Source organism: Luteimonas cucumeris (genome assembly GCF_007830035.1).
GTDB classification, from domain to species: domain Bacteria; phylum Pseudomonadota; class Gammaproteobacteria; order Xanthomonadales; family Xanthomonadaceae; genus Luteimonas_C; species Luteimonas_C cucumeris.
In genome coordinates, this window is sequence record NZ_VLKN01000009.1 from 43,494 (window position 1) to 68,548 (window position 25,055).

Genomic DNA, 25,055 nt, shown 5'->3' on the forward strand with positions numbered 1-25,055 from the left:
CGGCACGATCCGGGGTTGTCCTCGATCACGGAAAACCCAGCATGTCCCGTTCGCGCCTGCGTTGGCTGCCCGTCCTCCTCGCCCTGCCGCTGCTCACGCCGCTCTCGTCGGCCATCGCGCAGCAGTACGCCGCTCCGGCCAACACGCCGTATCCGGGCACGATCACGCTGGATGTCGATGCCACCGACCTGCAGCATCGCGTTTTCCGCGCCAAGCAGCGCATTCCGGTGCAGCCGGGACCGATGACCCTGCTGTATCCGCAGTGGCTGCCCGGTCGCCACGCCGGTTACGGCTCCGTCGAGAAATTCGCCGGACTGACGATCACAGGCAACGGTCAGAAGATCGAATGGAAGCGCGATCCGCTCGACGTGTACGCGTTCAACATCGTGGTGCCGCAGGGCGTGAGCGAGATCGAGATCGCTTCCGAATTCCTGTCGCCGACCGACCGTGACCAGGGCCGCGTGGTGATGACGCCGGCGATGCTCAACCTGCAGTGGAACAACATCGCGCTGTATCCGGCCGGACACTACGCCGACAAGGTCACGTTCGTGCCGACGCTGAAGGTGCCGGCCGGCTGGCAGCCGTTCACCGCGCTTGATGTCGACAGCCGCAGCGGCGACACGGTGCGCTACAAGCCGGTCGACTTCGACACCCTGGTCGATTCGCCGGTGTATGCCGGCAAGCACTACAAGACCATCGACCTCGATCCAGGCGCGAAGGTGCCGGTGCGGCTGAACGTGGTCGCCGACGACGCGCGCCACCTCGAAGCCAAGGACGACCACGTCGCCGCACACCGCAAGCTGGTCGACCAGGCCTACAAGCTGTTCGGTTCGTACCACTACGACCACTACGATTTCCTGTTCTCGCTGTCCGAGCAGATGTCCGGCAACGGCCTGGAACACCACCGGTCCAGCGAGAACGGCGTCGGCACCGACTATTTCACCGACTGGGATCCGAAGAAGGGCAGCACCGACCTGCTTGGCCATGAGTTCGCGCATTCGTGGAATGGCAAGTTCCGGCGCCCGGCCGACCTCACCACGCCCAGCTTCAACGTGCCGATGCAGGGCAGCCTGCTGTGGGTGTACGAGGGCCAGACCCAGTACTGGGGCAACGTGCTGACCGCGCGCGCCGGCCTGCGTTCGCAGGAAACCGCGCGCGATGCGCTGGCGATGGTCGCGGCGACCTACGCCGACAACCGTCCGGGCTTGGGCTGGCGCGCGCTGCAGGACACCACCAACGATCCGATCATCGCCCAGCGCCGGCCCAAGCCGTATCGCGGCTGGCAGCTGAGCGAGGACTACTACTCCGGCGGGCAGATGATGTGGCTCGAAGCCGATGCGCGCATCCGCAGCAAGACCGGCGGCAAGAAGTCGCTGGACGATTTCGCGCGCGCGTTCTACGGCGTCGACAACGGCAGCTGGAAGGCCAAGCCTTATACCTTCGACGACGTCGTCGCCACGCTCAACGACGTGGTCGCGGACGATTGGGCCACGTTCCTGCGCACGCGCCTGGACGGCCACGGCTCGCTGACCGGCGGCATCGAGGCCAGCGGCTGGCGCCTGGTCTACAAGGACAAGCCCAACGCCGCGGCCAAGGCGCGTGGCGGTGACCGCGGCGGCGCGGATTTCCTGTACTCGCTCGGCTTCACCGTCGGCAAGGACGGGAAGTTCGGCGACGTGCGCTGGGACAGCCCGGCGTTCAAGGCCGGCATCGGCAGCGGCATGGAGCTGGTGGCGGTCGACGACCGCGAATACAGCAAGGACCTGCTGGAAGATGCGATCAAGGCGGCGAAGGACAGCAAGACCCCGATCAAGCTGACGGTGAAGGACTTCGACCGTTACCGCACGATCAGCATCGATTACCACGAAGGTCTGCGCTATCCGCACCTGGAGCGGATCGAGGGCAAGCCGGATTATCTGACGAAGATTTTCGCGGCTCGCAAGTAAGCGGAGTCATCGTTCCCGCAGCGATGCGGTAGCCACGCGACATCCTCCTCCACCTCGTGGAGGAGGAGATTCGTATTCAAGGGAATATCAACCCGAACGCAGTGAGGGAGCTGTTGTTGACCCACGCGATCTGGCAGGGCAAACAGCAGGTCCCTCACTGCGTTCGGGATGACGGAAAGCCGGCGGGTGCTGCAAGATCAGGCTTGATCTGAAGAATCCGGAGCAGAAACAAGCGATGGTCACAGGCGCCGTCTCCCTGCAAACCGGTACACGGCTCCGCAACCCCGGCATCGACGTGCTGCGCGGCCTGTCGATCCTGCTGGTGGTGCTGCACCACGTTGCGCTGCGCATCCCGTTGAAGCAGACCGCGCTCGCCGACTTCCTGCCCAAGCGCCTGTTGAATGCGCTCAGTTACACCGGCTACGAAGCGGTGTTCGTGTTCTTCGTGATCTCCGGCTTCCTGATCACCGTGCACGCGCTGCAGCGCTGGGGTTCGCTGGCCAACATCGATGCGCGTGCGTTCTATGTGCGCCGCGCCGCCCGGATTCTGCCGTGCCTGCTGGCGCTGGTGGCGATACTGGCGGTGATGCACCTGGCCGGCGTGCCGAACTACGTGATCGACAAGCCGGAACAGTCGCTGGGCGGCGCCACGCTGTCGGCGCTGGGCCTGTACCTGAACTGGTACGAAGGGCGCACCGGCTGGCTGCCCGGTGGCTGGGACGTGCTGTGGTCGCTGTCGATCGAGGAAGTGTTCTATCTCGGTTTCCCGCTGCTGTGCCTGCTGGTGCGCGACCTGCGGCTGCTGGTGCCGCTGCTGGCCGCGCTGGCGCTGTCATTGCCGCTCACGCGCGCGCTGCTCGACGGCAACGAGATCTGGCAGGAGAAGGCGTACCTGCCGGGCATGGCGGCGATCGCCACCGGCGTGCTCGCCGCGCTGCTGGCCGCGCGCGCGCAGCCATCACGCCGGATCGCGCAGGTCGTGGCGATCGTCGGCAGCGTCGGCCTGCTGGCGATCTGGCTGGCGGCATCCTGTGGCGTGCGCTCGGCAACGGCTCGATGCTGGTATTGACGCTGTCGTCGGCGAGCCTGATTCTCGGTTTGCATTGGGGACACGCGGGCAGCATGGGCGACGGGAGCGTAGCCCCGACCTACGCGGCGATGCGCGGCCTCGGTTGGTTGCGTTCGTTCGGCCGGCTCAGCTACGAGATCTACCTCAGCCACATGTTCGTGGTATTCGGCATCGTCGCGCTGTTCCGCAGCGCCGGCGGCGACCTGCGCAGCGGTTTCTGGTGGTACCTGCCGGTGTTGCTGCTGTGCTGGCTGCTCGGCGCAGCGATCGCGCGCGGGTTCTCGGAACCGTGCGACCGCGCGTTGCGGCGGCGCTGGCTGCCAGGGCGCGGCGAGACGGGAGCGTTCGAGTTGCAACGGTTGCCGGGTGATTCGCCGGCCAGCTAGGTCTCGTCCACGGCTGCCGGCTCGTCGACCCGTGGCGTCGCGCGTCGCCACAACATGCTGCGCAGCACACCGTCGCGACGGATCAGGCCGTGGTACAACGCTGCCGCGAAGTGGAGCAGGAAGACGCCGAACAACAGATAGGCCAGGGCGCGGTGCGACCAGCGCAGCACCGCGAACCAGGTGGCATCCGCGGGCGCGATTGCCGGAAGACGGATGCCCTCGCCAAGCATCACCGGATAGCCGCCGGCCGAGAGCATCATCCAGCCGACCACGGGCAGGACGAACATCAGCGCGTACAGCAGCCAGTGCGAGGCGGCCGCCGCCAGGCGCTGCACCCGCGGCAGATCGCCGGGCAGTGCGGGTGGGCGATAGCGAAGGCGCAAAAGCAGGCGCAGGCAGGCCAGCAGCAGGATCGCGATGCCGAGCGGCTTGTGCAGCGACAACAGCCAGGCATGGCGGTCCGACACGCTCGACACCATGCCCACGCCGATGAAGAGCATGGCCAGGATCATCGCCGCCATCAGCCAGTGGATCAGGCGCGCCAGCAGCGGGAACAGTGCGGGGTCGCGGTTCATGGCTGCTGCTCCCGGGTGTGCATGGCGCCGAGAGCTTCCTCGCGGGTGCGGCGGCGGTAGGATTCGGCATAAGCGGCGGCACGCGCCGGCAGCAGGGGATCGTCGGAAGCGACGATGCCATCGGGCAGCACCAGCGGGTCGTAATTGATGTCGCGGCATTCGCCGTGGTCTTGCGGCTGGCTGCGTTGCAGCACCACGGTCCCGGCGTCGATCTCGGGGCGCCCGGACGGCCACGCTCGGGTCGCATCGTTGGTCGGATCGCCGGGCGCGGCCAGTGTCACCAGCAAACGCCAGCGCAGCGGTCCTTGCGCGAGGCGGCGGGTGATTTCCGCATCGAGCACATCCTTGCCCGCCGCGGCGTCTGCCGCCGGCGGATGGTCCGGCACCACGCGCCAACGCACTGCCTGGCGTCGGCCGCTGCGGTCGATGAAGTAGAAGGCGTTGAGGCCGTAAAAGGTTTCAGTCGCGTAACTGGCCGAAGGCCGATGCTGCTTGACCCAGGCCAGGAACGGTGCGCTTTCCGGATGCGCGGCGATGAAGGCTGCCTGCTTCGCCGGATCTGGCTTGCCGGTCGCCGGATCGGGCCGGTTGGCGAGCAGCTGCGCGTGGAACGCCTTTGGCGTGGCGACGGCGAACACGGGCGAATTGTTCATGCCGGTGCGCCATTGCTGGCCGTCGGCCTGGGTAAAGCGCAGCGCGAAGCTGCGGATCGGCACGCTGTTGTCGGCGGCATGCGGATTGCCGCCCGGGATCGCGAAGCGTCCGCTCACCGGCGTGCGTACCGGCGCGAACAATGCCGCCTTCGAATAAGCGGCAGCGGCGCCGTTGCTGTCGAAGTAGCCGCTGACGCAGACCCCCTTGGCATGGTTGCGGCGGTAGCCCAAGTGCAGGCCTGCGTTGGCTTGCAGGTCGTCGACGATGCGTTGCGGCGTCAGTCGTCCGCGATCGAGCCAGCCGCCGACATGGCCGAAAGCGAGCACACTGCCGGCGACGGCGAGGGCGATCAGGGCCCAGCGTGCGCTTCGCTGCGGTTGCGTCAGGGAGGGAATCTCGGGGCTGGGATCTGGCATCGACATGCGTGGCTCGGCGAGGGCGATATCCGGATGACGGTCGGGCGCCGGCTTTATTCCCGCGGCGGCGGAATAAACTGGCTGCGACGGCGTCTTCCCCAGGACTCCCGCGCAAACCTCCCCCATGTCTGCCAGCGAACTCGACAGCGCCCTGCGCGAACAGCTGCCTGCGCTCCGACGCTACGCGCGCTGGCTCGCGCGCGACGTGCATGCTGCCGACGATCTGGTCCAGTCCGCCCTGGAGCGTGCGATCACGCGCTGGGACACGCGCCGCGACGAACAGGCGCTGCGGCCATGGCTGTTTGCCATCGTCTACCGCCGCTTCATCGATGGCCAGCGCCGGGCCAGGCGCTATGCGGGCGTGCTGTCGGTGCTGGGTGCCGTGGCCGAAGCGCAGCCCTCGGCCGAACGCGAAGTGGTGGCGCGATCGACGCTGCAAGCCCTTGCGCACTTGCCGGTCGAGCAGCGCAGCCTGCTGGTCTGGGTGTCGGTGGAGGGATTGAGCTACCAGGAGGTGGCGGACATCCTCGGCGTGCCGATCGGCACCGTGATGTCGCGGCTGTCGCGTGCCCGCGCGGCGCTACGCAGGATCAGCGAGGGTGAGACAGTCGCGCCGGCCCTGAGGCTGTTGAAATGAATGACAGGGCGCAGCAGCACTCCATTCCGAACCGCATTCCTTCGGCGAGCACCGCGGCATGAACACGCATCCGAGCGAAGACGATCTCCACGCCTATGTCGATGGCCTGCTCGACGGCGAACGCCGTGCCGGGATCGAAGCCTGGCTGGCGCATCATCCCGAACGCGCCGTCGAGGTGCGCGCCTGGCAACAGGACGCGCAACAGTTGCGCGCCTCCCTGGCAGGCGCCGCCTTGACGCCGAATCCGGCGTTGGACCCGGCCCGGCTGCGAGCCGGTCTGGCGCGGCGCCGCAGCCGCCGTTATGCGATGGCGGCGGCGCTGCTGCTCGGCCTCGGCGCCGGCGGCCTGGGCGGATGGCAGGCGCGCGAGTGGACGCGACCGGCGCCTGTGGCCATGGCAGGCCCTCCGATGGGCGATGCGATCGCGGCGCACCGGCTATTCGCCGCGCGCCACGACCTGCAACCGGATCGCGTCGCCGATGACGACGGCCTGCAGGACTGGCTGGACGCGAACTTCAGCGCGCCGATGCGTCTGCCGGACCTGCGCGCATCGGGATTCCGGCAGACTGGCGCACGCCTGCTCGCGACCGAGCAGGGCGCGGCGGCGCTGGTGGTCTACGAAAACGCAGCCGGCGCGGCGATCAGTTTCTACATCCGTCCACCCGGGCCGCAGCGGCATTTGCTGCCGCGCGGCGACCGCCGCGACGGCGAGCTGTTGGCGCAGTACTGGTCGCGTGGCGGCTACAACTACGCAATGGTGAGCCGCAGCGACGCCGACAGCACGGATGTTGTCAAGCGTGCGCTGGCGGACTCGATCTGAGCGCCCGGCAACGGGCGCCGCACACGACCGCGCTCACGCCGCCTGCACGATCCGCAGCGGATTGCGCCATTCGCGCAGCAACTCGGCCTCGCGTGCCCTGGCCTTGTGCAGATGCGCTTCCTTGACGTGGCCGTAGCCGCGGATCTGCTCGGGAATGCCGGCGATCTCCGCGGCGAGGCCGACGTTGCCGGCATCCAGCGCGTCGAGCAGGCCGCCGATCGTGCGTTCGTAATCGCCAATCAGTTGCCGCTCGCCCTTGCGCTCCTCGGTATAGCCGAAGATGTCGAGCGCGCTACCGCGCAGGCCGCGCAGCTTCGCCAGCAGTTTGAACGCGGTGAACACCCACGGGCCGAATTCCTGCTTCTGCAGCCGGCCCTGCGCGTCCTTCTTCGCCAGCAGCGGCGGCGCGAGGTGGAAATGCAGCTTGTAGTCGCCGTCGAACTGCTGCTGCAGCTTCTTCTGGAAATCGCCGCTGGTGTACAGCCGCGCGACTTCGTACTCGTCCTTGTACGCCATCAGCTTGAAGAAATAGCGGGCGACGGCTTCCGACAGGTCGGTCGAGCCGGGCGCACGGGCCTGTTCCGCGGCGCGCACGCGGGCGACGAAATCCGTGTAGCGCTTCGCATACCGCGCGTTCTGGTATTCGGCGAGGAACGCGCTGCGGCGCGCGATGACCTCGTCGAGCGAACGCGACAGGCGGGCGTCATCCAGCGGCAGGAATGCGATTTCGCTGCCGTGCGCCGGCACATGGCGCAGGTCGTCCTCGCGCCGTGTCGGCGACAATGCATCGGACAGGCCCGACTCGCGGCCTTCGGACGGGCGCGGCGGCAGCATCGGCAGATCGCGCGGCGTGCTTTCGGCGGCCGTCTGCGCATTGCGGACGATGCCGGCCGCCTCGAACACGGCATCGGCATCGACCACCGCCAGCCGACCCCAGGCAAACGCGGTCCTGTTCATCTCGACCGCGGCGCCGTTGAGTTCGACCGCGCGCATGATCGACTCGAACGACAGCGGCACCAGCCCGCGCTGCCAGGCATAACCGAGCACGAACAGGTTGGCGGCGATGGCGTCGCCCATCAGCGCCGTCGCCAGTTGCGTGGCGTCGATCTGCAGCGGCGCCGCGCCGCCCAGCGCATGCTGCACGGCCGCGATGATGTCGGTGGCCGGGAACTGCATGTCCGGGCGCGTGGTGAACGTACCGGGCATCGCCTCGTAGGTGTTGAGCACCACCTGGGTGCGGCCGGCGCGGATCTTGGACAGCGCCCAGTAGTCGTTGACCACGACCATGTCGCAGCCCAGCACCAGGTCGGCTTCGCCGGCGGCGATGCGCACGGCGTGGATGTCTTCCGGCGTGCGTGCGATGCGGATGTGGGTGGTGACCGCGCCGCCCTTCTGGGCGAGGCCTGTCTGGTCGAGCACGGTCGAGCCGCGGCCCTCCAGGTGCCCGGCCATGCCCAGCAGCGCGCCGATGGTGACCACGCCGGTGCCGCCGACGCCGGTCAGCAGGATGTTCCAGGGTTGCGACAGGTCGCTGGCGAAATGCGGTGCCGGCAGGTCGGCCAGGCGCTCGGCCGCGGATACTTTCCTGCCCTTGCGCGGCGCGCCGCCATGCACGGTGACGAAGCTGGGGCAGAAGCCCTCGACGCAGCTGTAGTCCTTGTTGCAGTTGGACTGGTCGATCTCGCGCTTGCGCCCGAACTCGGTGTCCTTGGGCAGCACCGACACGCAGAAGCTCTTCTGCCCGCAGTCGCCGCAGCCTTCGCAGACCAGGGTGTTGACGAACACGCGCTTGGCCGGATCCACGATCTTGCCGCGCTTGCGGCGGCGACGCTTCTCGGTCGCGCAGGTCTGGTCGTAGATCAGCACGCTGACACCCTTCACTTCGCGCAGGCGCTTCTGCGTGGCGTCGAGTTCGCGGCGGTCGAGGAATTCGACACCGGACGGGAAGATCGACTTGTCCGACCACTTCTCGATGTCGTCGGACAGCACCACGATCACCTGCACGCCCTCGCTGCGCACCTGGTGCGCGATCTGCGGCACACTCAGCGTGCCGTCGACCGGCTGGCCGCCGGTCATCGCCACCGCATCGTTGTAGAGGATCTTGTAGGTGATGTTGACGCCGGCCGCGACCGACTGGCGGATCGCCAGCGAACCGCTGTGGAAATAGGTGCCGTCGCCGAGGTTCTGGAACACGTGCGGCGTTTCGGTGAACGCGGCCTGCCCGCACCACGTCACGCCTTCGCCGCCCATCTGGGTGAAGGTGTCGGTGTCGCGGTCCATCCACGTCACCATGTAATGGCAGCCGATGCCGGCCAGCGCGCGCGAACCTTCCGGCACCTTGGTCGAGGTGTTGTGCGGGCAGCCGCTGCAGTAGTGCGGCACGCGCGGGAAATTGGCGCGCGGCAGGGCCAGCTCGCTTTCCTTTTCCTCCATCCAGCGCAACACGTCGCGCATGTGCTCGCTATCGTGGAAGCGCTGGATGCGGCGCGCGATCACGCCGGCGATGCGTGCGGGCGTCAATTCGTTGGTCGAGGGCAGGATCCATTCGCCGCTTTCGTCGAACTTGCCGACGATCGAAGGCCTGCGTCCTTCGAAGTTGTAGAACAGCTCCTTCATCTGGCTCTCGATGAAGCTGTGCTTCTCTTCGACGACCAGGATGTCTTCCAGTCCGCGCGCGAACTCGCGGATGCCGAACGGCTCCAGCGGCCAGGTCATGCCGACCTTGTAGACGCGGATGCCCAAGTCGGCGCAGGCGCGCGCGTCCAGGCCCAGGTATTCCAGCGCCTGCAGTACGTCCAGATAGCTCTTGCCGGTGGTGACGATACCCAGTCGCGCGTTCGGCGAATCCACGACGAGGCGATCGATGCGGTTGGCGCGCGCGAACGCCTGCGCCGCTTTCACCGCGTAACGGTGCAGGCGCATTTCCTGGTCCAGCGGCGGGTCGGGCCAGCGGATGTTCAAGCCGCCGACCGGCATCTCGAAATCGTCCGGCGTGGCGATCTGCAGCGCGAATGGATTCACTTCCACCGACGCCGACGATTCCACCGTTTCGGCGATGGTCTTGAAGCCCACCCAGCGGCCGGTATAACGCGACATCGCCCAGCCGATCAGGCCCATGTCCAGGATGTCCTGCACGCCGGCCGGGTTGAGGATCGGCATCATCGCGCTGGTGAATTCGCCTTCGCTGCCGTGCGGCAACGTCGAGCTGCGGCAGGCATGGTCGTCGGCAGCCAAGGCGAGCACGCCGCCGTGCTTCGAGGTGCCGGCGGCGTTGCCGTGCTTGAACACGTCGCCGCAGCGATCCACGCCCGGACCCTTGCCGTACCACATCGCATACACGCCATCGACCTTGGCGCCGGGGAACAGGTTGGTCTGCTGCGTGCCCCAGACCATGGTCGCGCCGAGATCCTCGTTGAGGCCGGGGGTGAACTTCACTCCGGCTTCGGCGAGGTGCTTCTTGGCGCGCCACAGTTCCAGATCGAAGCCGCCCAGCGGCGAGCCGCGATAGCCGGAGATGAAGCCGCCGGTGTTCAATCCGGCCATCTGGTCGCGCAGCCGCTGCATCAGCGGCAGCCGCACCAGCGCCTGCACGCCGCTCAGGTAGATGCGGCCCGAGGTGCGGGTGAACTTGTCCTCGAGGGTGTAGTCCAGGTCCAGCACGCTGTGGGTCAGCGCGGTGTTGGCGGAAGCGGGCGAAGACAGTTCGGCGGTGCTGGTCATGGCGTGCGTGGCTGCGACGCGGGTGAGCGCGCCGTGGGCTGCGGGAGAGGGGACGCGAATTCTACCAGCCGGCCTGCCGCCGCCCCCTTGAGGCGACTCGTGGGAGGATGTGCGGAATGACGTCGGCTGATGCCTCTCGAGCCAACTGGACCGCCATGAAAATCATCGACTGCCTGGCGCCGATGGCGCCGCGCCATCCATGGTTGACGCGGCGTCGGCTGGCGGTGCTGCTCGTCGCGCTGCTTGCCGTGGGCGCCGCGTCCGGCCAGCCCGCTCCGGACGTGGCGGCTGGCGACGGCTTCTTCCAGCGCTACACCGATCCCGATCCGCGTGGCCTGGAAAGGGATATCGAAACCGCACGCCACGCACTGGCCGCGGCACGGGCCAAGGGCGACCCGTTGTCGGCATTGAGCATCGCCGCGGATCTGGGCGGGATGCTGACCACGGCGCGGCGTGAATCGGAAGCCCGCGAAATCCTGCAGCCCGCGCTGGACGAGGCGCGACAATTGCCGCCCTCCGAAACGCGCGGCTGGCTGCTGCTCAACCTGGCGACGGCGAATCAGTACCTGCATCTGAGCGAAGAGGCCGCGGTGCAGTTTGCCGAGGCGCTGGAGATCGCCCGTTCGCTGCCGTCGCTGGAGCTGCAGCATTACACCCTCCATCACTGGGGCAGGCTGCTGGCGGAAACGGGTGAGTTCGAACGCGCACGCGCATGCTTTTCGGAAGCGTTGGCACTGCGCGTACAGCTTGACGATCCACGCCAGGCCTCCTCGCGCAGGGCGTTGCAGGCCCTCGATGCGTTTGAGCCGGAGAGACCGCGCTGATACATGCAAGGGGCTTCGTGGCGCGGCAGTGCCAAGCACCGCAGCTGCTTGGCGCCGTTGGGTGATTCCGATGTTCCTCAGGCCCTCACGGGGTTCCATTCGGCCGTACGAAACAAAGAGGTGCACGCAATGGCGTCGAAGACTACGAAAGCAGATACGGCGCCGAAAACCGGGAGCGTCGAGGATTTCCTGGCCGCGCTGGAGCATCCGTTCAAACCGGAGATCCTGGCCTTGCGGACGATCGTCCTCGGCGCGGACGCGGGCATCGCCGAAGGCATCAAGTGGAACGCGCCGAGCTTCCGCACGTCCGAATACTTCGCGACGTTCCACCTGCGTGCGAAGGAAGGCGTGCAGATGATCCTGCACCGGGGTGCGCGGAAGCGGGATGGCGCGACCGTGGCGATCGGCGATCCGGAAGCGTTGCTGGAATGGCTCGGTGCGGATCGGGCTTCGGTGCGGTTCCGCGACTTGCCGGACATCCGAGCGAGGCAATCCGCCTTCGAGCAGATCATCCGTCAGTGGATCCGGCAGGTGTGATGCCTCGTTTCATCCGCCTGCAACGACAGCTCAGTGCGACGTGGCGCCTTCGATCGCGACGTTGTGCTGCCGCAGCCACTGCCGCACCGCTTCGCGCTCGCGCCGGGCCTCGCCGTTGAGCGATGCGTCCGGCGTCATGAACAGATAGCGCTGGAAGGTCACGCCCTGCGCGTTCTTCGCGTTTGGATCGGCGCCGGCTTCGAGCAGCTGCAGCACGCGTGCGGTTTCGTTGATCTTGGCGGCCAGGTGCAGGGCGGTATTGTCCTGGCGATCGGCGGCGCCGACCTTGGCGCCGGCCTCGAGCAGCAGATCGGCGTTGTCGGCGCGCTCGGCCAGCAGTGCCGACATCAGCGGCGTGGCCTGGGTCACCGTGTTCGGCGTGTCCGGGCTGGCGCCGTGGTCGAGCAGTGCGCGCAGCCAGGATTCGCGGTCGGCCATCGCCGCCAGGTGCACGGTGGTCATGCCGTCGTCGTTGCCGCGCGCCGGATCGGCGCCAGCCGCGAGCAGCGCGTCGAAGCCCTTGCGGCTGTCGTTGAGCATCGCCCACTGCAGCATCGTGGTGCCGTGCTCGCCTTGCGCGTTGGGATTGGCGCCGCCGGCGACCAGTTCCTTGATGCGCGCCGCGTCACCGGCCTTGACCGCATCGGCCAGCAGTGCGGTGGCGGGATCGGCGAAGGTCTTGCCGCTGGTCATCGGTGCGTTCCCCTGCCGTGCGCAGGCCGCGCACGCCAACAGCATAAGCGAGAGCAACCACCACGCACGCAGCCGCTGGCGTAGTGGTGTCGATGCTTGAAAGGAGGTCACGGCGCGCTCCGCCGGCCTGGAAGTGGCCACGCTATGCCGGCCGTCGCGACCAGGGAAGCGCGCGCGAAAAATAATGTCGCGGCTCACCAGTTCCAGGGCATCGCGTCGCTGACCTTGTCGCCGACCCAGACCGCGCCATCGGCGATGCCTTCGCCGACGTCGCCGGCCACGTCGATGACCGCTTCGGCGCCATTGCCGAGGCCGTCGACGGCCCATTCGACGGCATCGCCGCCGAAGCTGACCACGTTGCTGGTCAGTTCACCGCCGCCCTCGACCAGGCCGGCGATGAAGTTGGCCGGCGTCTCCAGGCCGGTGTAGTCACCCAGGTCGCGCAGCGTGCTGCCGCCGAAGTTGGCCAGGTTCTCGAACTGGCTGCCGACATAGTCCGCGCCGCCGGACACCAGGTCGCCGGTGAGATTGAGGCTGCCTTCGACGACATCGCCGGTGAGGTTGAACGTGCCTTCGACGTAGTCGCCATCGGCGTAATCGGTCTCGATCACGTCCTGCATGTCGCCGAGCTTGCCGTCGACGGTATCGACGATCTCCTGGCCGGTGGCGATGCCGGCATCGGCCAGGTTGCCGACGCCGTTGATCACGAATTCGGCGCCGTTCTCGCGCAGGTCGCCGACCAGTGCCGAGTCGTCGAGGAATTCGGATCGTGGCGCGTGCGCGGTGCCGCTGCGCAGCGCTTCGACATACGACGTGCCGTCGCCGCTGCCGCCATGGCCATCGATGAACGGCGTCATCCCGGCCGGCAGCGCGATGCGCAATTCGCTGCCGACCGCGTCCGGCGCGCCGTTGAGGAACGGCACGTCCTGCTGCACCACGTTCAGCGGATCGGTCTCGACGATGTAACGACGCACCTGGCCGCTGTCGGCGACGTTCTCGCGCGCGGCGTTCGGGCTGAAGCCCAGGTCGCTGAGCGTGTCGTCGCTGAGGCCGGCTGCGTTGAAGGTGACGCCGGCGCCGCCGGTGGCCAGCGCCGCCGCGGACGCGAGCCCGCCGCCCAGCGAGTGTCCGGTGAACACGACGTTGCCATCGCCGAAGGCGAGTTCGGCATCCTTGGCCAGCGCGATCGCCTGGTTGTACTGCGCGGTGTCCAGGCCGAAGGCCTGGGTGGCGTCGGCGCCGATATCGGCCATCTCCGACGGATCGGTGCCGGCGAAGGCGACCACGTATTCGCCCTGGTCGTTCTGGTAGATGCCGGCGCGGAAGCCGGTCGAGGAATCCTCGAGGTCGGCCGGGTCGATCGCGATGTGGTTGCCCTGCGCATCGACCAGGAACTTGCCGCCGTCCGGGTCCGGCTGCAGGCGGTTCCAGCCGGCTGCTTCGAGTTCGGCGGCGGACTGCGTGCCGGTGCCGTCCGGGTCGGTGGCGCTGTAGACGTCGTTGGCCATCTGCGCCAGCTGCAGGTCGGTCTGCTGCTGCGGCTGCTGGCCGGCGACCTGGCCGCTGAAGCCGCCATCGCCCCTGGGATAGCCCTGCGGCGCCTGTGGCTGCACTACCGGTGGCCGGTAGACCGGCAACTGGCGCGCCACGTCCGGGATGAACATCCGCTCGATGAAGCTCATGGGGCTGCCCTGATGACCGTACTGGGCCGTAGGTTAGGCAAGGGGGGGCGGGGCTGAATAGCTAGTGCAGACCCTAGGCGAGGCAGGGGATGGAATGCATTGCCCTCTTTGTCAGCACTTCTTCCCCCGTCATCCCGAGCTCGGGATGACGGCGTTTTTTCGGGATGGCCGAAGCTGTAGTCGTGCGTGCGTTCGAACTAGCCCGCGCCCGCCTCCAGCGCCACATCCTGCTCGCGCAGCCAGGCGACCACCTCGGAGCGTTCCTGCCGGGCGTCGGCGCCCAGTCGCTCCGCCGGCAGCTTGAAGTAATACGCCTGGAAGGTCTGGCCTTGCGCGTTTTTCGCGCGCGGGTTGGCACCGGCCTTGAGCAGGGCCAGTACGTGCGCGCCGGCGTTGATCATCGCCGCGGCGTGCAGCGGCGTGTTGCCGGTGCGATCGGCGCGGTCGGGATCGGCGCCGGCCGACAGCAGCAGCCGGAACTGCTTGTCGGTACGCGGCCCGGCGGCCGACGCCAGCGGCGCGGCGCCGGTAACGCCATGCGGCGCATCGGGATCGGCGCGATGCGCGAGCAGGATTTCCAGATACACCGCATCGTCGGTGATCGCCGCGTTGTGGATCACCGTGCTGCCGCCCAGTCCGGGCCGCGACGGGTCGGCGCCGTTGTCGAGCAGGGCCTTGAGGCCGTCCGGATTCTGCGCGGCCAACGCGTACTGCAATACGTTCATGCCCTTGTCGCCCTGCGCATCCGGATCGGCGCCCTGGCGGATCTGCTCGCGCACGTCGGCGGCATCGCCGCGCGCCGCGGCAGTGGCCAGCGCCGCGACCTGCGGATCGGTGAAGACTTGCTTGGCGTCCATCGTGTCTCCGCGGCAGGCGGTGGCCGACAACGCCAGCAACAGGACCATTGCATGGATCAAGGCGGCGCGCATGGCCGGATTCTCACACAAACCTGCTGGCCGGAAAGTGGCCGCGACCGTGATGCGGCAACGCTATTCCCAGGGCCGCTGCTGCGCCAACGCATCGATCATCGTCTGCTGGCGATGCAGGTCGCCGACGCGTTCGATCTTCGCCTGTACGTAGTCGGCAGTGCGCTTGGCCATCTCGACCGGATTCCAGGTCCACTCCGGCGCCTCGATCGGCGGCAGCGGGCTGTCCAGCGTGATCTCGTGTCCCGGCGCGTCCGGCATGATCGCGCTCAGCCCGGGCGTGTCTTCCTGCGCCGCGGTCAGCGGATCGCCGGCGACGTTGTAGCGGCGGATCAGCCCGTTCTCCGCATCCTGCTTTGCGCTGGCGGGATCGAGGCCGAACTGCTGCATGGTGTCGTCGTGCACGCCGGAGGCATCGAAGGTCACCGCCGGAATATCGGTGGCCAGCGAGGCGATGCCGGACAGGCCGCCGCCCAGCGAATGGCCGGTGATCACGCCGTTGCCGTCGCGGCCGAATTCGCTCGCGGCGAACTGCTGCGCCAGTGCCACGGCCTGGTCGTACTGCTCGGTCTGCATGCCCAGGCCCTGCGGGAAGTTGGCGCCGGTCCAGTCCTGGTTCTCGTTGGAGCCGGAGAAGGCGAGCACGTAGTTGCCATCGCCGTCGGTGAAGATGCCGGCGCGGAAGCCGGTATCCGGTGTCTCCAGCGTGGCCGGATCGATGCCCGCGGCGGTCAGCTGCGCGTCGCTGACGCGGTTCCAGCCGGCGACGCTCTGCACGTTCGGATCATAGACCGCGTTGGCGATCTGCATCAGTTCCAGATCGACCGCTTGCGCGTCCTGGCCGCGCACCTGGTCGGCGAACGAGACGGCGTTGGCCGACGGGCCATGCTGCGGCGTCAGCGCGAACAGTTGCGGGTGATAGCTGGGTTCGGGCCGATAGCTGCCGGTCGGCAGCGATGGCGCGCGCGCCTGCAGCGGGCTGCGGTCGACGAACGACGTGCCGTGCCAGGACGAGGTCTGTGGGCTGCCTGCCGGTTGTATGCCTGCCATCGCGCGCCCCTCCCGAGGGTCATGCGATCACGCTAGGCGCTACCGTCCGGTGCCACCAGCTAGGGCGTGCCCGAGGTGAGCGCTCCTCCTGTGCGCCAGGGATTCGCGCGCGCCTGTACGCGTTCCGCGATACACGGCCACTGACGGAAGGCGGGAATGACGCAGGGCTGCAATCAAATGCACGCCGACATTGAATGGTCGCGCGTACGCGATCGGTTCAGCGTCAATGCGGACGGCGGCGGCAGAATCATTCGCTGCACAAGACGGCGGCGCATGCGGATGACTGGTGGCGGATTCCAACCCCTGCGTTGGCGGCGGATGCTGGCGGAACACGGGCGCGTGCAGATTCCGGAGTTCCTGCCCGGCGAGGAAGCCTTCTCGCTGTATCGCTGCCTGGCCGAGCAGTTGCACTGGCAGCTGACGACCGGCGGCGACGACCGCGCCTGGACTTCGGCGCGCGACGCCTATCCGGATGGCGCCGGTTACCAGAAGATCGCGCTGCGCGCGCAGGCGCAGGCCGAACACGGCTACCAGTACCTGCATGACTGCTATTCGCCGCAGGCGTCCACCGCGCCGGTCGAGTACGGCGATCCCGGCCAGCCGATCGACGCCGTGCCGGCGCTGTTCAATTCGCCGCGCTTCCTGGCGCAGATCCGCGCGCTCAGCGGCGATCCGAAGATCGCGCGGGTCACCGCGCAGGCGCTGCGCCTGCGTCCCGGGCAGTTCCTGCTGCCGCAGGAGCCGGCCGCGATGGACGCGGGCCGACGCTACTTCTATGCATTGCACCTGACCCCCCAGTGGCGCGCGGAATGGGGTGGCCTGCTGCAGTCGCTGGACGAGCACGGCGGCATCCACGACAGCTACCTGCCGAGCTGGAACACGCTCAGCCTGCTGCGATTGCCGCAACGGCACCAGCTGACCCTGGTCGCACCGTGGGCGCCACGGCCGCAGTACGCCATCGTCGGCGGGTGGTGGGTGGAGTGACGGCGGCGAGCGATTAGTTCGCCGGCGCGGTGCGATCGCGCGCCCAGCCGCGCAGTGCCTGCACCTGTTCGCGCATCAGCACCGATAGCGCCGCGACTGTTTCCGCTCCGAACGCAACGGAACTCGGACAAGACCGCGCGCTGCGCATGCGCGGCATACGATGCGGTGCAGGCCTTCGGCAATCGACCACCGGTACAGCGCGCGTCAGACGTGCATCGGGCTTTGCCGGAACAGCTCGATGACCCGTTCCACGTCCGGTGTTTCGATGACGATCAGCGGCGTGTCGGTGCGGATCGGCGCCACCAGGTCCTGCAATTGGCTCATCCGCGATTCCTGCTCCGTCCTTTCGCGACCGTGGCCGAGGCCGGCGGAAGATAGCTCGCCCCGGCGCGGCAATGGTCGGACCCGGTGCTAAGCTCCGGTTTCCTTGCGCCGGAGACCGTGGATGAAGACGATCGTCGTGGCCAGTTCCAAGGGCGGGGTCGGCAAGACCACCATCGCAACGCACCTGGCCGCGCAGTCCGCGCTGGCCGGCCAGCGCACCGCGCTGGTCGACGCCGATCCACAGGGCTCCTCCACGCGCTGGACGCAGCGCCGCGCCGGCTTGCCCAGCGCGGTGCTGCCGATCGACGGCACCCGCAGGAACTGGCAGAACGCGGTGCCGGAGGATACCCAGCGGCTGATCGTCGATGGCGCGGCCGGTGCGATGGCCGATGATCTGGAAAGCTTCCTCGACCAGGCCAGCGTGGTGGTGGTGCCGGTGCTGCCGTCGGCGCTGGACATCGAGGCCACGGTGCCGTTCCTCAATTCGCTGGCCAAGCACCCGCGCGTGCGCAAGGGCCAGCTGCCGGTGGGCCTGGTCGCCAACAAGCTCAAGCCCTGGACCAACGCCTCGCAGCAGGCGGTCGGGGTGCTCAACGAATGGTCGATCCCGGTGGTGGCGCAGCTGCGCGACAGCCAGGCCTACGTGATGCTGACCGGGCTCGGCAAGAGCCTGTTCGACTACCAGTCCTCGCAGATCCGCGAACACCAGCAGGATTGGCAGCCGCTGCTGAAATGGGTGGGGCGCGGCCGCTGAACGCCATCGCCCCGCGACGCGGCGCCTCGGCTAAGCTGGGGCCTGCGCTGTGCGAATCGGACCCATGAGACAACTCATCCTGCTGCGTCACGCCCATGCCGAACCGGCGACTCCCGGCCAGGCCGACCTCGATCGCCCGCTGTCGCCGGAAGGCCTGGCCGAGGCGGAAGCCGCGGGACGCTGGCTGGCCGAGCAGGGCCTGGTCCCGGATCGCGCGCTGTGTTCGCCGTCGCGGCGCACGCGCGAGACGCTGGAAGCGGTGCTGGCCCGTGTCGGCTACGTCGACCAGCGCCTCGAAGCCGGCATCTATGAGGCAACGCCCGGCACGCTGGCCGCGCTGGCCGACAGCCATCGCGAGGCCGAACGCCTGCTGGTGATCGGCCACAATCCCGGCCTGGAACAGCTGGCGGCGCTGATGCACAGCGGCCAGTCCGGCGATTACCGCGGCATGCCGCCGGCCGGCATCGCGGTGCTGACGCTGCCGATCGACGCCAGCATCGAACCGGGAATTGCGAGCCTGTCTGCGTTCTGGTGGCCGTGAGGCCCAGCGGCGGCGCCATGCGCGCGATCGCGAACGGATGGTGGCTGTCGATAATCCTGTGCCTGCTGGCCATGGCATCGGCGCGGGCCGCGCAGATCGATACGGTGCATTCGCGGCTGGGCTTCAGCCTGCAGACGCGCTGGGGACAGCGGCTGGAGGGCCGGTTTCCGCAATACGAAGGCGAGATCGTCGAACTGGGTGATGGTCGCCATCGCGTGCAGCTGCGGCTGGCGGCTGGCGCAGTCGAGATCGAGGACAGCGAACGCTACAGCCGATTCGCGCGCGGACCGCGCTTCTTCGATGCCGGGCAGTTTCCGACCATCGAATTCATCTCAGAGCCGTACGAGCCGTCGCTGCTGCAGAACGGCGGCACGCTCGGCGGCCGCGTGACCATCCGCGGCGTCACCCGCCGCGAGGTGTTCACGATCGCGCCGACCACCTGCGAGCGTCCGGCGCGCGACTGCGACGTGGTTGCGCAGGGCAGCGTGCGCCGCGAGAACTACGGCATCACCGGCTTCGGCCTGGCGATCCACAACCGCGTGCATTTCTACCTCAACGTGCGCGTGCGAGACGGGCAACAGGCATGAGCCGGTGGTGGCGCGCGCTGTTGCCGGCGCTGCTGGCCCTGTCCTGCGGCGCCTGCGCGACGATGTCGCAGGCCCAGCGCGAGCACGCCACCCGGATCGCCGTGTCGGCGCGTTCGGCCGAACTGGACTGTGCGGCGGCCGACCACTGCGCGCAGGACTCGCCGCTGCATGCACTGGGCGAGAAGGCGTTGCTGGCTTCCGGCCCCGACGATCCGCGGCACTACGCGCTGATCCTCGACCGCGGTCCGCAGGCGCTGCTGGCACGGATCAACCTGCTGCGCAGCGCGCAGGCCAAGATCGACCTGCAGACCTACATCTTCGACGAGGACGACGCCGGCCGGCTGGTGCTGGACGAACTGCTGGCCGCGGCGCGTCGCGGCGTGCAGGTGCGGGTGCTGGTCGACCAGCTCTCTGCGATGGAAAACGTCGACACGCTGGCAGCGCTGGCCGGCGCGCATGCGAATTTCGAGATCCGCATCTACAACCCGGTGCTCAACCGCGCGCGGATCAATTATCCGCAGTACCTGGTCGCCGGGATCTGCTGCTTTCGCCGGCTCAACCAGCGCATGCACAACAAGCTGCTGCTGGTCGACGACGAGGTCGGCATCACCGGCGGCCGCAACTACCAGGACGACTATTACGACTGGGATCCCGAATACAACTTCCGCGACCGCGACCTGCTCGTCGCAGGTCCGGTGGCGCGCGAGATGGGCGCCAATTTCGAGGCCTTCTGGAACGCGTTCCGCACCAAACCGGTCGAGCAGCTGGGCGATGTCGGCAGGCGACTGCTGCGCACCGGCGTGCCGGACCTGCCGCCGCCGCAATACACGCAGCCGCAGCGCGCGCAGGCGATGTCGCGCGACGCCAGCGATCCGGCGTTGATCGAGCGCGAACTGGTGGCGCAGGCGATACCGGTCGGCGCGGTGCAATTCATCGCCGACCTGCCGCAGAAGCACCGCCGCGATCCGGTGCGCGCCGAAGCAGCGGCGCAGGCCACGCCGGGACTGAACCATCTCATTTCCTCGGCGCAGCAAGAGGTGCTGCTGCAGACGCCATACCTGGTGTTGTCCGGGCCGGCGCAGCAGATGTTCGAGTCGCTGCAGGAACGCCCGTCGCCACCGGACGTGATCATCTCCACCAACAGCCTGGCCTCGACCGATTCGTTCATCACCTACGCGTTGTCGCACAAGTACAAACGTCGCTACCTGCGCGACTTCGGTTTCCAGATCTACGAACTCAAGCCGTTCCCGGAAACGGTACCGGTCGATCTGGCCGCGACCGGCGCGGTGTTGCCGGACGCGTCGCTGACGCTGGCGGGGCAGCAAGCGATGCCTGCCACCACGCGCGCAATGCCGCCGGCAGGTGCCGGTAACGACGACAACGACAATAGCGACTCGCGCGGCACGCCGATGCAACGCGAATTCTTCGCCGGCCGTTACTTCGGCAACGACGCCCACCAGCCGGTGCCGCTGAAGCATGCCGGCGTACGCATCGGCATGCATGCCAAGTCGATGGTGATCGACAACCGCATTGGCGTGGTCGGCACTCACAACTTCGATCCCAGAAGCGACCACTACAACACCGAAAGCGCGGTGGTGATCGAGGACGAAGCCTTCGCCCAGGCACTGGCGGCGAGCATCCGCAACGACATCGCGCCGGAGAATTCGTGGGTGATTGCGCGCCGGCCGAAACCGCCGGTGTTCTCCGGCCTCGAATATTCGCTGGCGAAGATTTCCGAGCACCTGCCGATCTTCGATCTGTGGCCGGTGAGCTATGCCGTCAGCTACGACTTCAAGCCCGGGCCGCAATGCATGCTGCCGTTGCCGCCGGACGATCCGCAATTCAGCCAGTGCTACGAGCCGGTCGGCGCCTATCCGGAAGTGGACATCGGCCTGAAGCGGATCAGCACCCGCATCTTCACCGCATTCGGTGCCGGGTTGGCGCCGATCCTGTAGCGATTGCTCTCCTGCAGCGCGGTGTTCTTCCGTGCTGTCCGCCCGATCAGTGACTGCGAGAAACCTCCGGTCGCGGATGCGGCACCCATGCCATCAGTCATGGCAGGGGCAATGCAACCCTGTCGCGCGTCGCGTCATCCAAGTTCATGAGCGTTGATGCGCGCCGGTGATCGGCGACGCGGCACGCGATCCCGACCCCCGCTGTGCAGGAACCGCCATGAACCGCTTGTCCAAAGACCTTCGTACCGTGCCGAATGCGCCTGTGTCCGCCGCATCCGCGCCGGCCCACGCCACGTCGTCGTCGCGCCGCTTCCGTGTCGCCGGACCGGCCTGGCAACTGCCGCGCGAACGCGAGTTCGGCACCGGCTACGGCAAGAGCAGCGGTTACGCCAGCGATCGTCGCTACGCCGACAACTGGGGCCAGGAACGCTTCCGCATGGCGTAAGCACCCGCCGTCGCCCGCATGCACGCGATTGACGTGTCGCGGGCGGCGGCCTAGGCTGGCGGCCTCCCACAAGCCCGGATCCCGGACCGCCATGTCCATCACGTTGACCTTCGAACTGAACGACCGCGATCTCGAACACTTCACCCGGGTGATGGAAGCGTCGCGCAAGGCGGCCGAGAGCAAGACGCCGGAGCAGATCGTCGAGTCGGCAGGCGCGTTGCTGGTCGAGGCGCAGAAGGCGCAGGTGCCGGACTTCATCGCCCAGCGCCTGCTGCAGCTGGACGACATGATCGCGATGGTGCGCGACACCGGCTGGTCGCTGCCGGACGAAGATCGTCAGCGGGTGCTGGCCGCGCTGGCGTATTTCGCCGATCCCAAGGACGTGATCCCGGACAACGTCGAAGTGCTCGGCTTCCTCGACGACGCGATCATGATCGAGCTGTGCGTGCGCGAACTGCGCCACGAGCTGGATGCCTACGAGGACTTCTGCGATTTCCGCCAGCACGAAGCCCAGCGTCGCGGCGTAGAACCGGCGACGGTCGGCCACGCCGATTGGCTGGAAGATCGCCGCGCGGAACTGGTCGAGCGCATGCATACGCGTCGCGAACGCGATTTCGGCGTCGGCTACGGCGGCAGCAGCGGCTACGGCCCGGCGCGCAGCTACAACAACCGCGCCTGGCGGCCGGGCGGCTTCAGGTTCCGCTGACCGCAGGCCGCGACCGCCCCGCTCAGGTGTTCCGCCCGGACGTCACAGTCGAGCAGCTCAACGCGCTGTCGAAAGGCACGCTGATGGAGCCGCTTGGCATCGTCATGACCGAGATCGGCCCGGACTACCTGCGCGCCACCATGCCGGTCGATGCGCGCACCCACCAGCCCTACGGCCTGCTGCATGGCGGCGCCTCGGTGGCGCTGGCCGAGACCCTCGGCAGCAGCGCCGGCGGCCTGTGCGTCGGCCCGGACCAGGGCGTGGTCGGCATCGAGATCAATGCCAACCACCTGCGCGGCGTCCGCAGTGGCACGGTCACCGGCACCGCGCGGCCGCTGCATGTCGGTCGCAGTACCCAGGTCTGGGAGATCCGCATCGAGGACGAGCGTGGCCGGCTGGCCTGCATCTCGCGGCTGACGCTGGCCGTGATCGACCGTGCGGACGCCTAGCCGCCCGCCATCCTTCGCCAGCCAAATGAAATGGCGCGAAGCACCGGAGTCGACCGGTTCCGCGCAACCCGCGCCGATTGCCGTGCGTGCCTGTAGCCGGACTCTAATGCGCTTGGTTATCGTTGCCGCGTGAACCCCGCTCCCTCCCCGGTCATGCCGCTGCTGCGCTATGCGATCCGCATACCGCTGCTGCTGTGGCATCTGCTGATCAACCTGCCGCTGACGCTGCTGTGCACGATGCCGCTGTTCGACCGCGTGCGGATCGGCAACGAGCGGCTGGGTTACCGCATGATCCGCGCGTGGTCGGCCGGCCTGCTGCGTATCTTCGGTTTCCGCCTGCGTCGCATCGGCACGCCGATGCAGGGCGCGACCCTGTTCGTCGCCAACCACGTCAGCTGGACCGACATCGTGATGCTGCACAGCCAGCGCATGATGGGCTTCGTCGCCAAGCGCGAGATCAGCGGCTGGCCCCTGATCGGCTCGCTGGCGGCGCGTGGCGAAACCATCTTCCACCAGCGCGGCAGCACCGAGTCGCTGGGCGGCGTGCTGCACGAGATGCTGGCGCGCCTGCGCGAGGGCCGCGCGGTCGGCGTGTTTCCGGAAGGCCGCACGCGCGACGGCAGCGCGATCGGCCCGTTCCATGCGCGCATCTTCCTGGCCGCGGTCGAGGCCGGTGCACCGGTGCAGCCGGTGGCGCTGCGCTATGGCGAACGCGGCGCGGCACAGACGGTGGTCGCGTTCCAGCCGGGCGAAAGCTTCTTCGGCAACTTCCTGCGTCTGCTCGGCGAACCGCCGCGTGCGGCGGAGGTGCATTTCCTCGCGCCGATCGCGACGATCGACACCGAAGGCCGGCGTCGTATCGCCGAACTGGCGCGCGAACGGATCATCGCGGCGATGGGCGAGGACGCACGTGATTAGCGGGCGGTCCGGAGCCAGGCGCGTCGCGTCAGGAATGGCAGCGCACATCGCCCATCATGAGTGAGATGCTCACCGTCTCCGACTACCAGCCACCGCGCTGGCTGCGCAATCCGCACCTGCAGTCGATCCTGGGTTCCAGTCCGATGCGGCGCCGGCTCGGCGAGCGCGCGATGGCGGCGTTGCGCGTCACGACCAGCGAACACATCGTCGACGGCGGCGACGGCGTGCGCCTGCATGGCCTGCACAGCCGCATCGAAGGCAAGCCGGCCCGTGGCCTGGCGCTGCTGCTGCATGGCTGGGAAGGCAGCGCCGAATCCAGCTACATGCGCCTGACCGCAGCGCAGCTGCTGGCGCGCGACTTCGAGGTGTTCCGCCTCAACTTCCGCGACCACGGCAATACCCATCATCTCAACGAGGGCATCTTCCACTCCAACCGCATCGATGAAGTGGTGCATGCCGCCTGCGACATCGCGCGCCGCTTCGACACGCGCCCGCTGCTGCTGGCTGGCTACTCGCTGGGCGGCAACTTCGCGTTGCGACTGGCGCTGCGTGCGCCGGCGGCGGGCCTGTCGCTGGCGCACGTCGCCGCGGTGTGCCCGGTGCTGGATCCGGCACGGACGATGACGGAAATGGAACGCGGCGTCGGCATGTACCACGGCTACTTCGAGCGCAAATGGCGCGGTTCGCTGCTGCGCAAGCGCGAGTTGTTCCCCGAGTTGCACGACTACGACGACCGCACGCTCAAACAGGGCATGCGCGAACTGACCCGCTGGCTGGTGGAACGGCACACCGAATTCGGCACGCTCGAAGCGTATTTCGACGGTTACAACATCGCCGGCGAACGGCTCGCCGCGCTGCAGGTGCCGGCCAGCATCCTGACCAGCGAGGACGACCCGGTGATCCCGGTGTCCGACTTCCGCCAGTGGCTGTTGCCGGTAGACGCGCAACTGGCGATCGCGCGCTGGGGGGGGCATTGCGGGTTCCTGCTCGATGCCAGGCTGGAGGGGTATGGCGAGCGGTGGGTTGCGGAACGGTTGAGTGCGGCTGTCGGAACTTCGCTTTGAACGATCCCTTGTCTTGGTAGAGCGGTTGTACCGTTTATCTGGCATAGCCGATTCGCGCTGAGGCCGCAGTTGCCTCGCTTGTCGGCTCTCGGCCTTTTTTGCTTCTTCTTTAGCCGTCATCCCCACGTCCTTCGACAGGCTCAGGATGAGCGAGGCGGGGATCCAGCGACTTTGCTCCCGCTCTTGAAGGTTACGACGCGTTTGCCGACCTTGCAGGTCGGGTTGACCAGCCTACGGCTGTTGTAAAGCGCTTCCGCCTGCTGCCGCAGTCGGGTCCTTCTCTTGAAGGGCCAAGAGAAAGTAACCAAAGAGAAGGCCCTTCCCCGACAAATCAATCCGGCCAGTGGGATAGTGGCTCGCGATTTTCCGAGTCGGCATCCTGCCTCCATCGGA

At 67.9% G+C, this 25,055-nt stretch carries 23 protein-coding genes and 1 pseudogene; 17 read left to right on the forward strand and 7 right to left on the reverse strand.

The window, feature by feature from the left end:
* The first annotated feature begins 41 nt into the window (after positions 1 to 41).
* The 3 genes from IP90_RS15285 to IP90_RS16875 all read left to right on the forward strand — a co-directional run bounded on the left by IP90_RS15285 (position 42) and on the right by IP90_RS16875 (position 3,401).
* Positions 42 to 1,946, forward strand: a complete 1,905-nt coding sequence (locus IP90_RS15285) for a M61 family metallopeptidase (protein ID WP_144900529.1) — start codon at positions 42 to 44, stop codon at positions 1,944 to 1,946.
* 235 nt (positions 1,947 to 2,181) lie between these two features.
* Positions 2,182 to 3,015 carry an acyltransferase family protein gene (locus IP90_RS15290; RefSeq protein WP_242007619.1) on the forward strand — a complete coding sequence of 278 codons (834 nt, stop codon included), beginning with the start codon at positions 2,182 to 2,184 and terminating at the stop codon, positions 3,013 to 3,015.
* The gene (locus IP90_RS16875) at positions 3,003 to 3,401 is read left to right on the forward strand and encodes a hypothetical protein (protein WP_242007620.1); all 399 of its coding nucleotides are present in this window, start codon (positions 3,003 to 3,005) and stop codon (positions 3,399 to 3,401) included. Before IP90_RS15290 ends, IP90_RS16875 begins: the two co-directional genes overlap by 13 nt.
* Here IP90_RS16875 and IP90_RS15295 read toward each other — a convergent pair.
* Positions 3,398 to 3,976: a cytochrome b gene (locus IP90_RS15295; protein ID WP_144900530.1), complete on the reverse strand. Its 579-nt coding sequence runs from the start codon at positions 3,974 to 3,976 to the stop codon at positions 3,398 to 3,400. The two genes, IP90_RS16875 and IP90_RS15295, sit on opposite strands and share 4 nt — an antisense overlap.
* Entirely contained in the window at positions 3,973 to 5,052 is a 1,080-nt protein-coding gene (locus IP90_RS15300) for a catalase family peroxidase (RefSeq protein WP_277874225.1), read from the reverse strand. Before IP90_RS15300 ends, IP90_RS15295 begins: the two co-directional genes overlap by 4 nt.
* Before the next feature lie 118 nt (positions 5,053 to 5,170).
* On the opposite strand from IP90_RS15300, the gene IP90_RS15305 reads away from it, so the two are divergent.
* Together IP90_RS15305 and IP90_RS15310 are read left to right on the forward strand one after the other, a co-directional pair.
* Positions 5,171 to 5,683: a sigma-70 family RNA polymerase sigma factor gene (locus IP90_RS15305; RefSeq protein ID WP_144900531.1), complete on the forward strand. Its 513-nt coding sequence runs from the start codon at positions 5,171 to 5,173 to the stop codon at positions 5,681 to 5,683.
* Between the two features lie 58 nt (positions 5,684 to 5,741).
* Positions 5,742 to 6,503 (forward strand): anti-sigma factor family protein, encoded by a 762-nt coding sequence (locus IP90_RS15310; RefSeq protein WP_144900532.1) that lies wholly within the window; start codon positions 5,742 to 5,744, stop codon positions 6,501 to 6,503.
* A gap of 33 nt (positions 6,504 to 6,536) precedes the next feature.
* Here the strand turns inward: IP90_RS15310 and IP90_RS15315 are convergent.
* A pseudogene (locus tag IP90_RS15315) lies at positions 6,537 to 10,157 on the reverse strand (indolepyruvate ferredoxin oxidoreductase family protein); the annotation flags it as partial.
* Between the two features lie 221 nt (positions 10,158 to 10,378).
* Here IP90_RS15315 and IP90_RS15320 point away from each other — a divergent pair.
* Positions 10,379 to 11,047: a tetratricopeptide repeat protein gene (locus IP90_RS15320; protein WP_144900534.1), complete on the forward strand. Its 669-nt coding sequence runs from the start codon at positions 10,379 to 10,381 to the stop codon at positions 11,045 to 11,047.
* Positions 11,048 to 11,104: 57 nt separating this feature from the next.
* Entirely contained in the window at positions 11,105 to 11,584 is a 480-nt protein-coding gene (locus IP90_RS15325; protein WP_199753511.1) for a DUF1801 domain-containing protein, read from the forward strand.
* Between the two features lie 30 nt (positions 11,585 to 11,614).
* Here the strand turns inward: IP90_RS15325 and IP90_RS15330 are convergent, their stop codons facing one another.
* From IP90_RS15330 to IP90_RS15345, 4 genes are all read right to left on the reverse strand, one after another.
* Positions 11,615 to 12,277 (reverse strand): ankyrin repeat domain-containing protein, encoded by a 663-nt coding sequence (locus IP90_RS15330; protein ID WP_158635379.1) that lies wholly within the window; start codon positions 12,275 to 12,277, stop codon positions 11,615 to 11,617.
* 194 nt (positions 12,278 to 12,471) lie between these two features.
* Positions 12,472 to 13,959: a Tle-like phospholipase domain-containing protein gene (locus IP90_RS15335; RefSeq protein ID WP_144900536.1), complete on the reverse strand. Its 1,488-nt coding sequence runs from the start codon at positions 13,957 to 13,959 to the stop codon at positions 12,472 to 12,474.
* A 197-nt stretch (positions 13,960 to 14,156) separates the two neighbouring features.
* Positions 14,157 to 14,888, reverse strand: coding sequence for an ankyrin repeat domain-containing protein (locus IP90_RS15340; RefSeq protein ID WP_144900537.1), 732 nt, complete (start codon positions 14,886 to 14,888; stop codon positions 14,157 to 14,159).
* 60 nt (positions 14,889 to 14,948) lie between these two features.
* Positions 14,949 to 15,935: a Tle-like phospholipase domain-containing protein gene (locus IP90_RS15345; protein ID WP_144900538.1), complete on the reverse strand. Its 987-nt coding sequence runs from the start codon at positions 15,933 to 15,935 to the stop codon at positions 14,949 to 14,951.
* 273 nt (positions 15,936 to 16,208) lie between these two features.
* On the opposite strand from IP90_RS15345, the gene IP90_RS15350 reads away from it, so the two are divergent.
* The 10 genes from IP90_RS15350 to IP90_RS15390 all read left to right on the forward strand — a co-directional run bounded on the left by IP90_RS15350 (position 16,209) and on the right by IP90_RS15390 (position 24,662).
* A complete protein-coding gene (locus IP90_RS15350) occupies positions 16,209 to 16,919 on the forward strand; it encodes a 2OG-Fe(II) oxygenase family protein (protein ID WP_206751921.1) in 711 nt (236 codons plus the stop codon).
* 445 nt (positions 16,920 to 17,364) lie between these two features.
* Positions 17,365 to 17,997: a ParA family protein gene (locus IP90_RS15355; RefSeq protein WP_144900540.1), complete on the forward strand. Its 633-nt coding sequence runs from the start codon at positions 17,365 to 17,367 to the stop codon at positions 17,995 to 17,997.
* 64 nt (positions 17,998 to 18,061) lie between these two features.
* The gene (locus IP90_RS15360; protein WP_144900541.1) at positions 18,062 to 18,538 is read left to right on the forward strand and encodes a SixA phosphatase family protein; all 477 of its coding nucleotides are present in this window, start codon (positions 18,062 to 18,064) and stop codon (positions 18,536 to 18,538) included.
* A gap of 17 nt (positions 18,539 to 18,555) precedes the next feature.
* A complete protein-coding gene (locus IP90_RS15365; protein ID WP_144900542.1) occupies positions 18,556 to 19,125 on the forward strand; it encodes a YceI family protein in 570 nt (189 codons plus the stop codon).
* Positions 19,122 to 21,080, forward strand: coding sequence for a phospholipase D family protein (locus IP90_RS15370; RefSeq protein WP_144900543.1), 1,959 nt, complete (start codon positions 19,122 to 19,124; stop codon positions 21,078 to 21,080). Before IP90_RS15365 ends, IP90_RS15370 begins: the two co-directional genes overlap by 4 nt.
* Positions 21,081 to 21,342: 262 nt before the next feature.
* Complete coding sequence (locus tag IP90_RS16700) at positions 21,343 to 21,525, forward strand: hypothetical protein (protein ID WP_206751922.1); 183 nt, start codon at positions 21,343 to 21,345, stop codon at positions 21,523 to 21,525.
* A 91-nt stretch (positions 21,526 to 21,616) separates the two neighbouring features.
* Positions 21,617 to 22,231, forward strand: coding sequence for a YkvA family protein (locus tag IP90_RS15375; protein ID WP_158635382.1), 615 nt, complete (start codon positions 21,617 to 21,619; stop codon positions 22,229 to 22,231).
* A gap of 83 nt (positions 22,232 to 22,314) precedes the next feature.
* The gene (locus tag IP90_RS15380; protein ID WP_144900552.1) at positions 22,315 to 22,680 is read left to right on the forward strand and encodes a hotdog fold thioesterase; all 366 of its coding nucleotides are present in this window, start codon (positions 22,315 to 22,317) and stop codon (positions 22,678 to 22,680) included.
* Positions 22,681 to 22,833: 153 nt separating this feature from the next.
* On the forward strand, positions 22,834 to 23,598 hold the full coding sequence (locus IP90_RS15385; RefSeq protein ID WP_144900545.1) for a lysophospholipid acyltransferase family protein: 765 nt from the start codon (positions 22,834 to 22,836) through the stop codon (positions 23,596 to 23,598).
* A 65-nt stretch (positions 23,599 to 23,663) separates the two neighbouring features.
* Positions 23,664 to 24,662, forward strand: a complete 999-nt coding sequence (locus IP90_RS15390) for a YheT family hydrolase (RefSeq protein ID WP_144900553.1) — start codon at positions 23,664 to 23,666, stop codon at positions 24,660 to 24,662.
* The last annotated feature ends 393 nt before the right edge of the window (positions 24,663 to 25,055 follow it).

Bases quoted from the DNA above. Each gene is read 5' to 3' on its own strand.
- IP90_RS15285 (WP_144900529.1), top strand. From the start codon at position 42: ATGTCCCGTTCGCGCCTGCGTTGGCTGCCCGTCCTCCTCGCCCTGCCG.
- IP90_RS15290 (WP_242007619.1), top strand. From the start codon at position 2,182: ATGGTCACAGGCGCCGTCTCCCTGCAAACCGGTACACGGCTCCGCAAC.
- IP90_RS16875 (WP_242007620.1), top strand. From the start codon at position 3,003: ATGCTGGTATTGACGCTGTCGTCGGCGAGCCTGATTCTCGGTTTGCAT.
- IP90_RS15295 (WP_144900530.1), bottom strand. From the start codon at position 3,976: ATGAACCGCGACCCCGCACTGTTCCCGCTGCTGGCGCGCCTGATCCAC.
- IP90_RS15300 (WP_277874225.1), bottom strand. From the start codon at position 5,052: ATGTCGATGCCAGATCCCAGCCCCGAGATTCCCTCCCTGACGCAACCG.
- IP90_RS15305 (WP_144900531.1), top strand. From the start codon at position 5,171: ATGTCTGCCAGCGAACTCGACAGCGCCCTGCGCGAACAGCTGCCTGCG.
- IP90_RS15310 (WP_144900532.1), top strand. From the start codon at position 5,742: ATGAACACGCATCCGAGCGAAGACGATCTCCACGCCTATGTCGATGGC.
- IP90_RS15320 (WP_144900534.1), top strand. From the start codon at position 10,379: ATGAAAATCATCGACTGCCTGGCGCCGATGGCGCCGCGCCATCCATGG.
- IP90_RS15330 (WP_158635379.1), bottom strand. From the start codon at position 12,277: ATGACCAGCGGCAAGACCTTCGCCGATCCCGCCACCGCACTGCTGGCC.
- IP90_RS15335 (WP_144900536.1), bottom strand. From the start codon at position 13,959: ATGAGCTTCATCGAGCGGATGTTCATCCCGGACGTGGCGCGCCAGTTG.
- IP90_RS15340 (WP_144900537.1), bottom strand. From the start codon at position 14,888: ATGCGCGCCGCCTTGATCCATGCAATGGTCCTGTTGCTGGCGTTGTCG.
- IP90_RS15345 (WP_144900538.1), bottom strand. From the start codon at position 15,935: ATGGCAGGCATACAACCGGCAGGCAGCCCACAGACCTCGTCCTGGCAC.
- IP90_RS15350 (WP_206751921.1), top strand. From the start codon at position 16,209: ATGCGGATGACTGGTGGCGGATTCCAACCCCTGCGTTGGCGGCGGATG.
- IP90_RS15355 (WP_144900540.1), top strand. From the start codon at position 17,365: ATGAAGACGATCGTCGTGGCCAGTTCCAAGGGCGGGGTCGGCAAGACC.
- IP90_RS15360 (WP_144900541.1), top strand. From the start codon at position 18,062: ATGAGACAACTCATCCTGCTGCGTCACGCCCATGCCGAACCGGCGACT.
- IP90_RS15365 (WP_144900542.1), top strand. From the start codon at position 18,556: ATGCGCGCGATCGCGAACGGATGGTGGCTGTCGATAATCCTGTGCCTG.
- IP90_RS15370 (WP_144900543.1), top strand. From the start codon at position 19,122: ATGAGCCGGTGGTGGCGCGCGCTGTTGCCGGCGCTGCTGGCCCTGTCC.
- IP90_RS15375 (WP_158635382.1), top strand. From the start codon at position 21,617: ATGTCCATCACGTTGACCTTCGAACTGAACGACCGCGATCTCGAACAC.
- IP90_RS15380 (WP_144900552.1), top strand. From the start codon at position 22,315: ATGGAGCCGCTTGGCATCGTCATGACCGAGATCGGCCCGGACTACCTG.
- IP90_RS15385 (WP_144900545.1), top strand. From the start codon at position 22,834: ATGCCGCTGCTGCGCTATGCGATCCGCATACCGCTGCTGCTGTGGCAT.
- IP90_RS15390 (WP_144900553.1), top strand. From the start codon at position 23,664: ATGCTCACCGTCTCCGACTACCAGCCACCGCGCTGGCTGCGCAATCCG.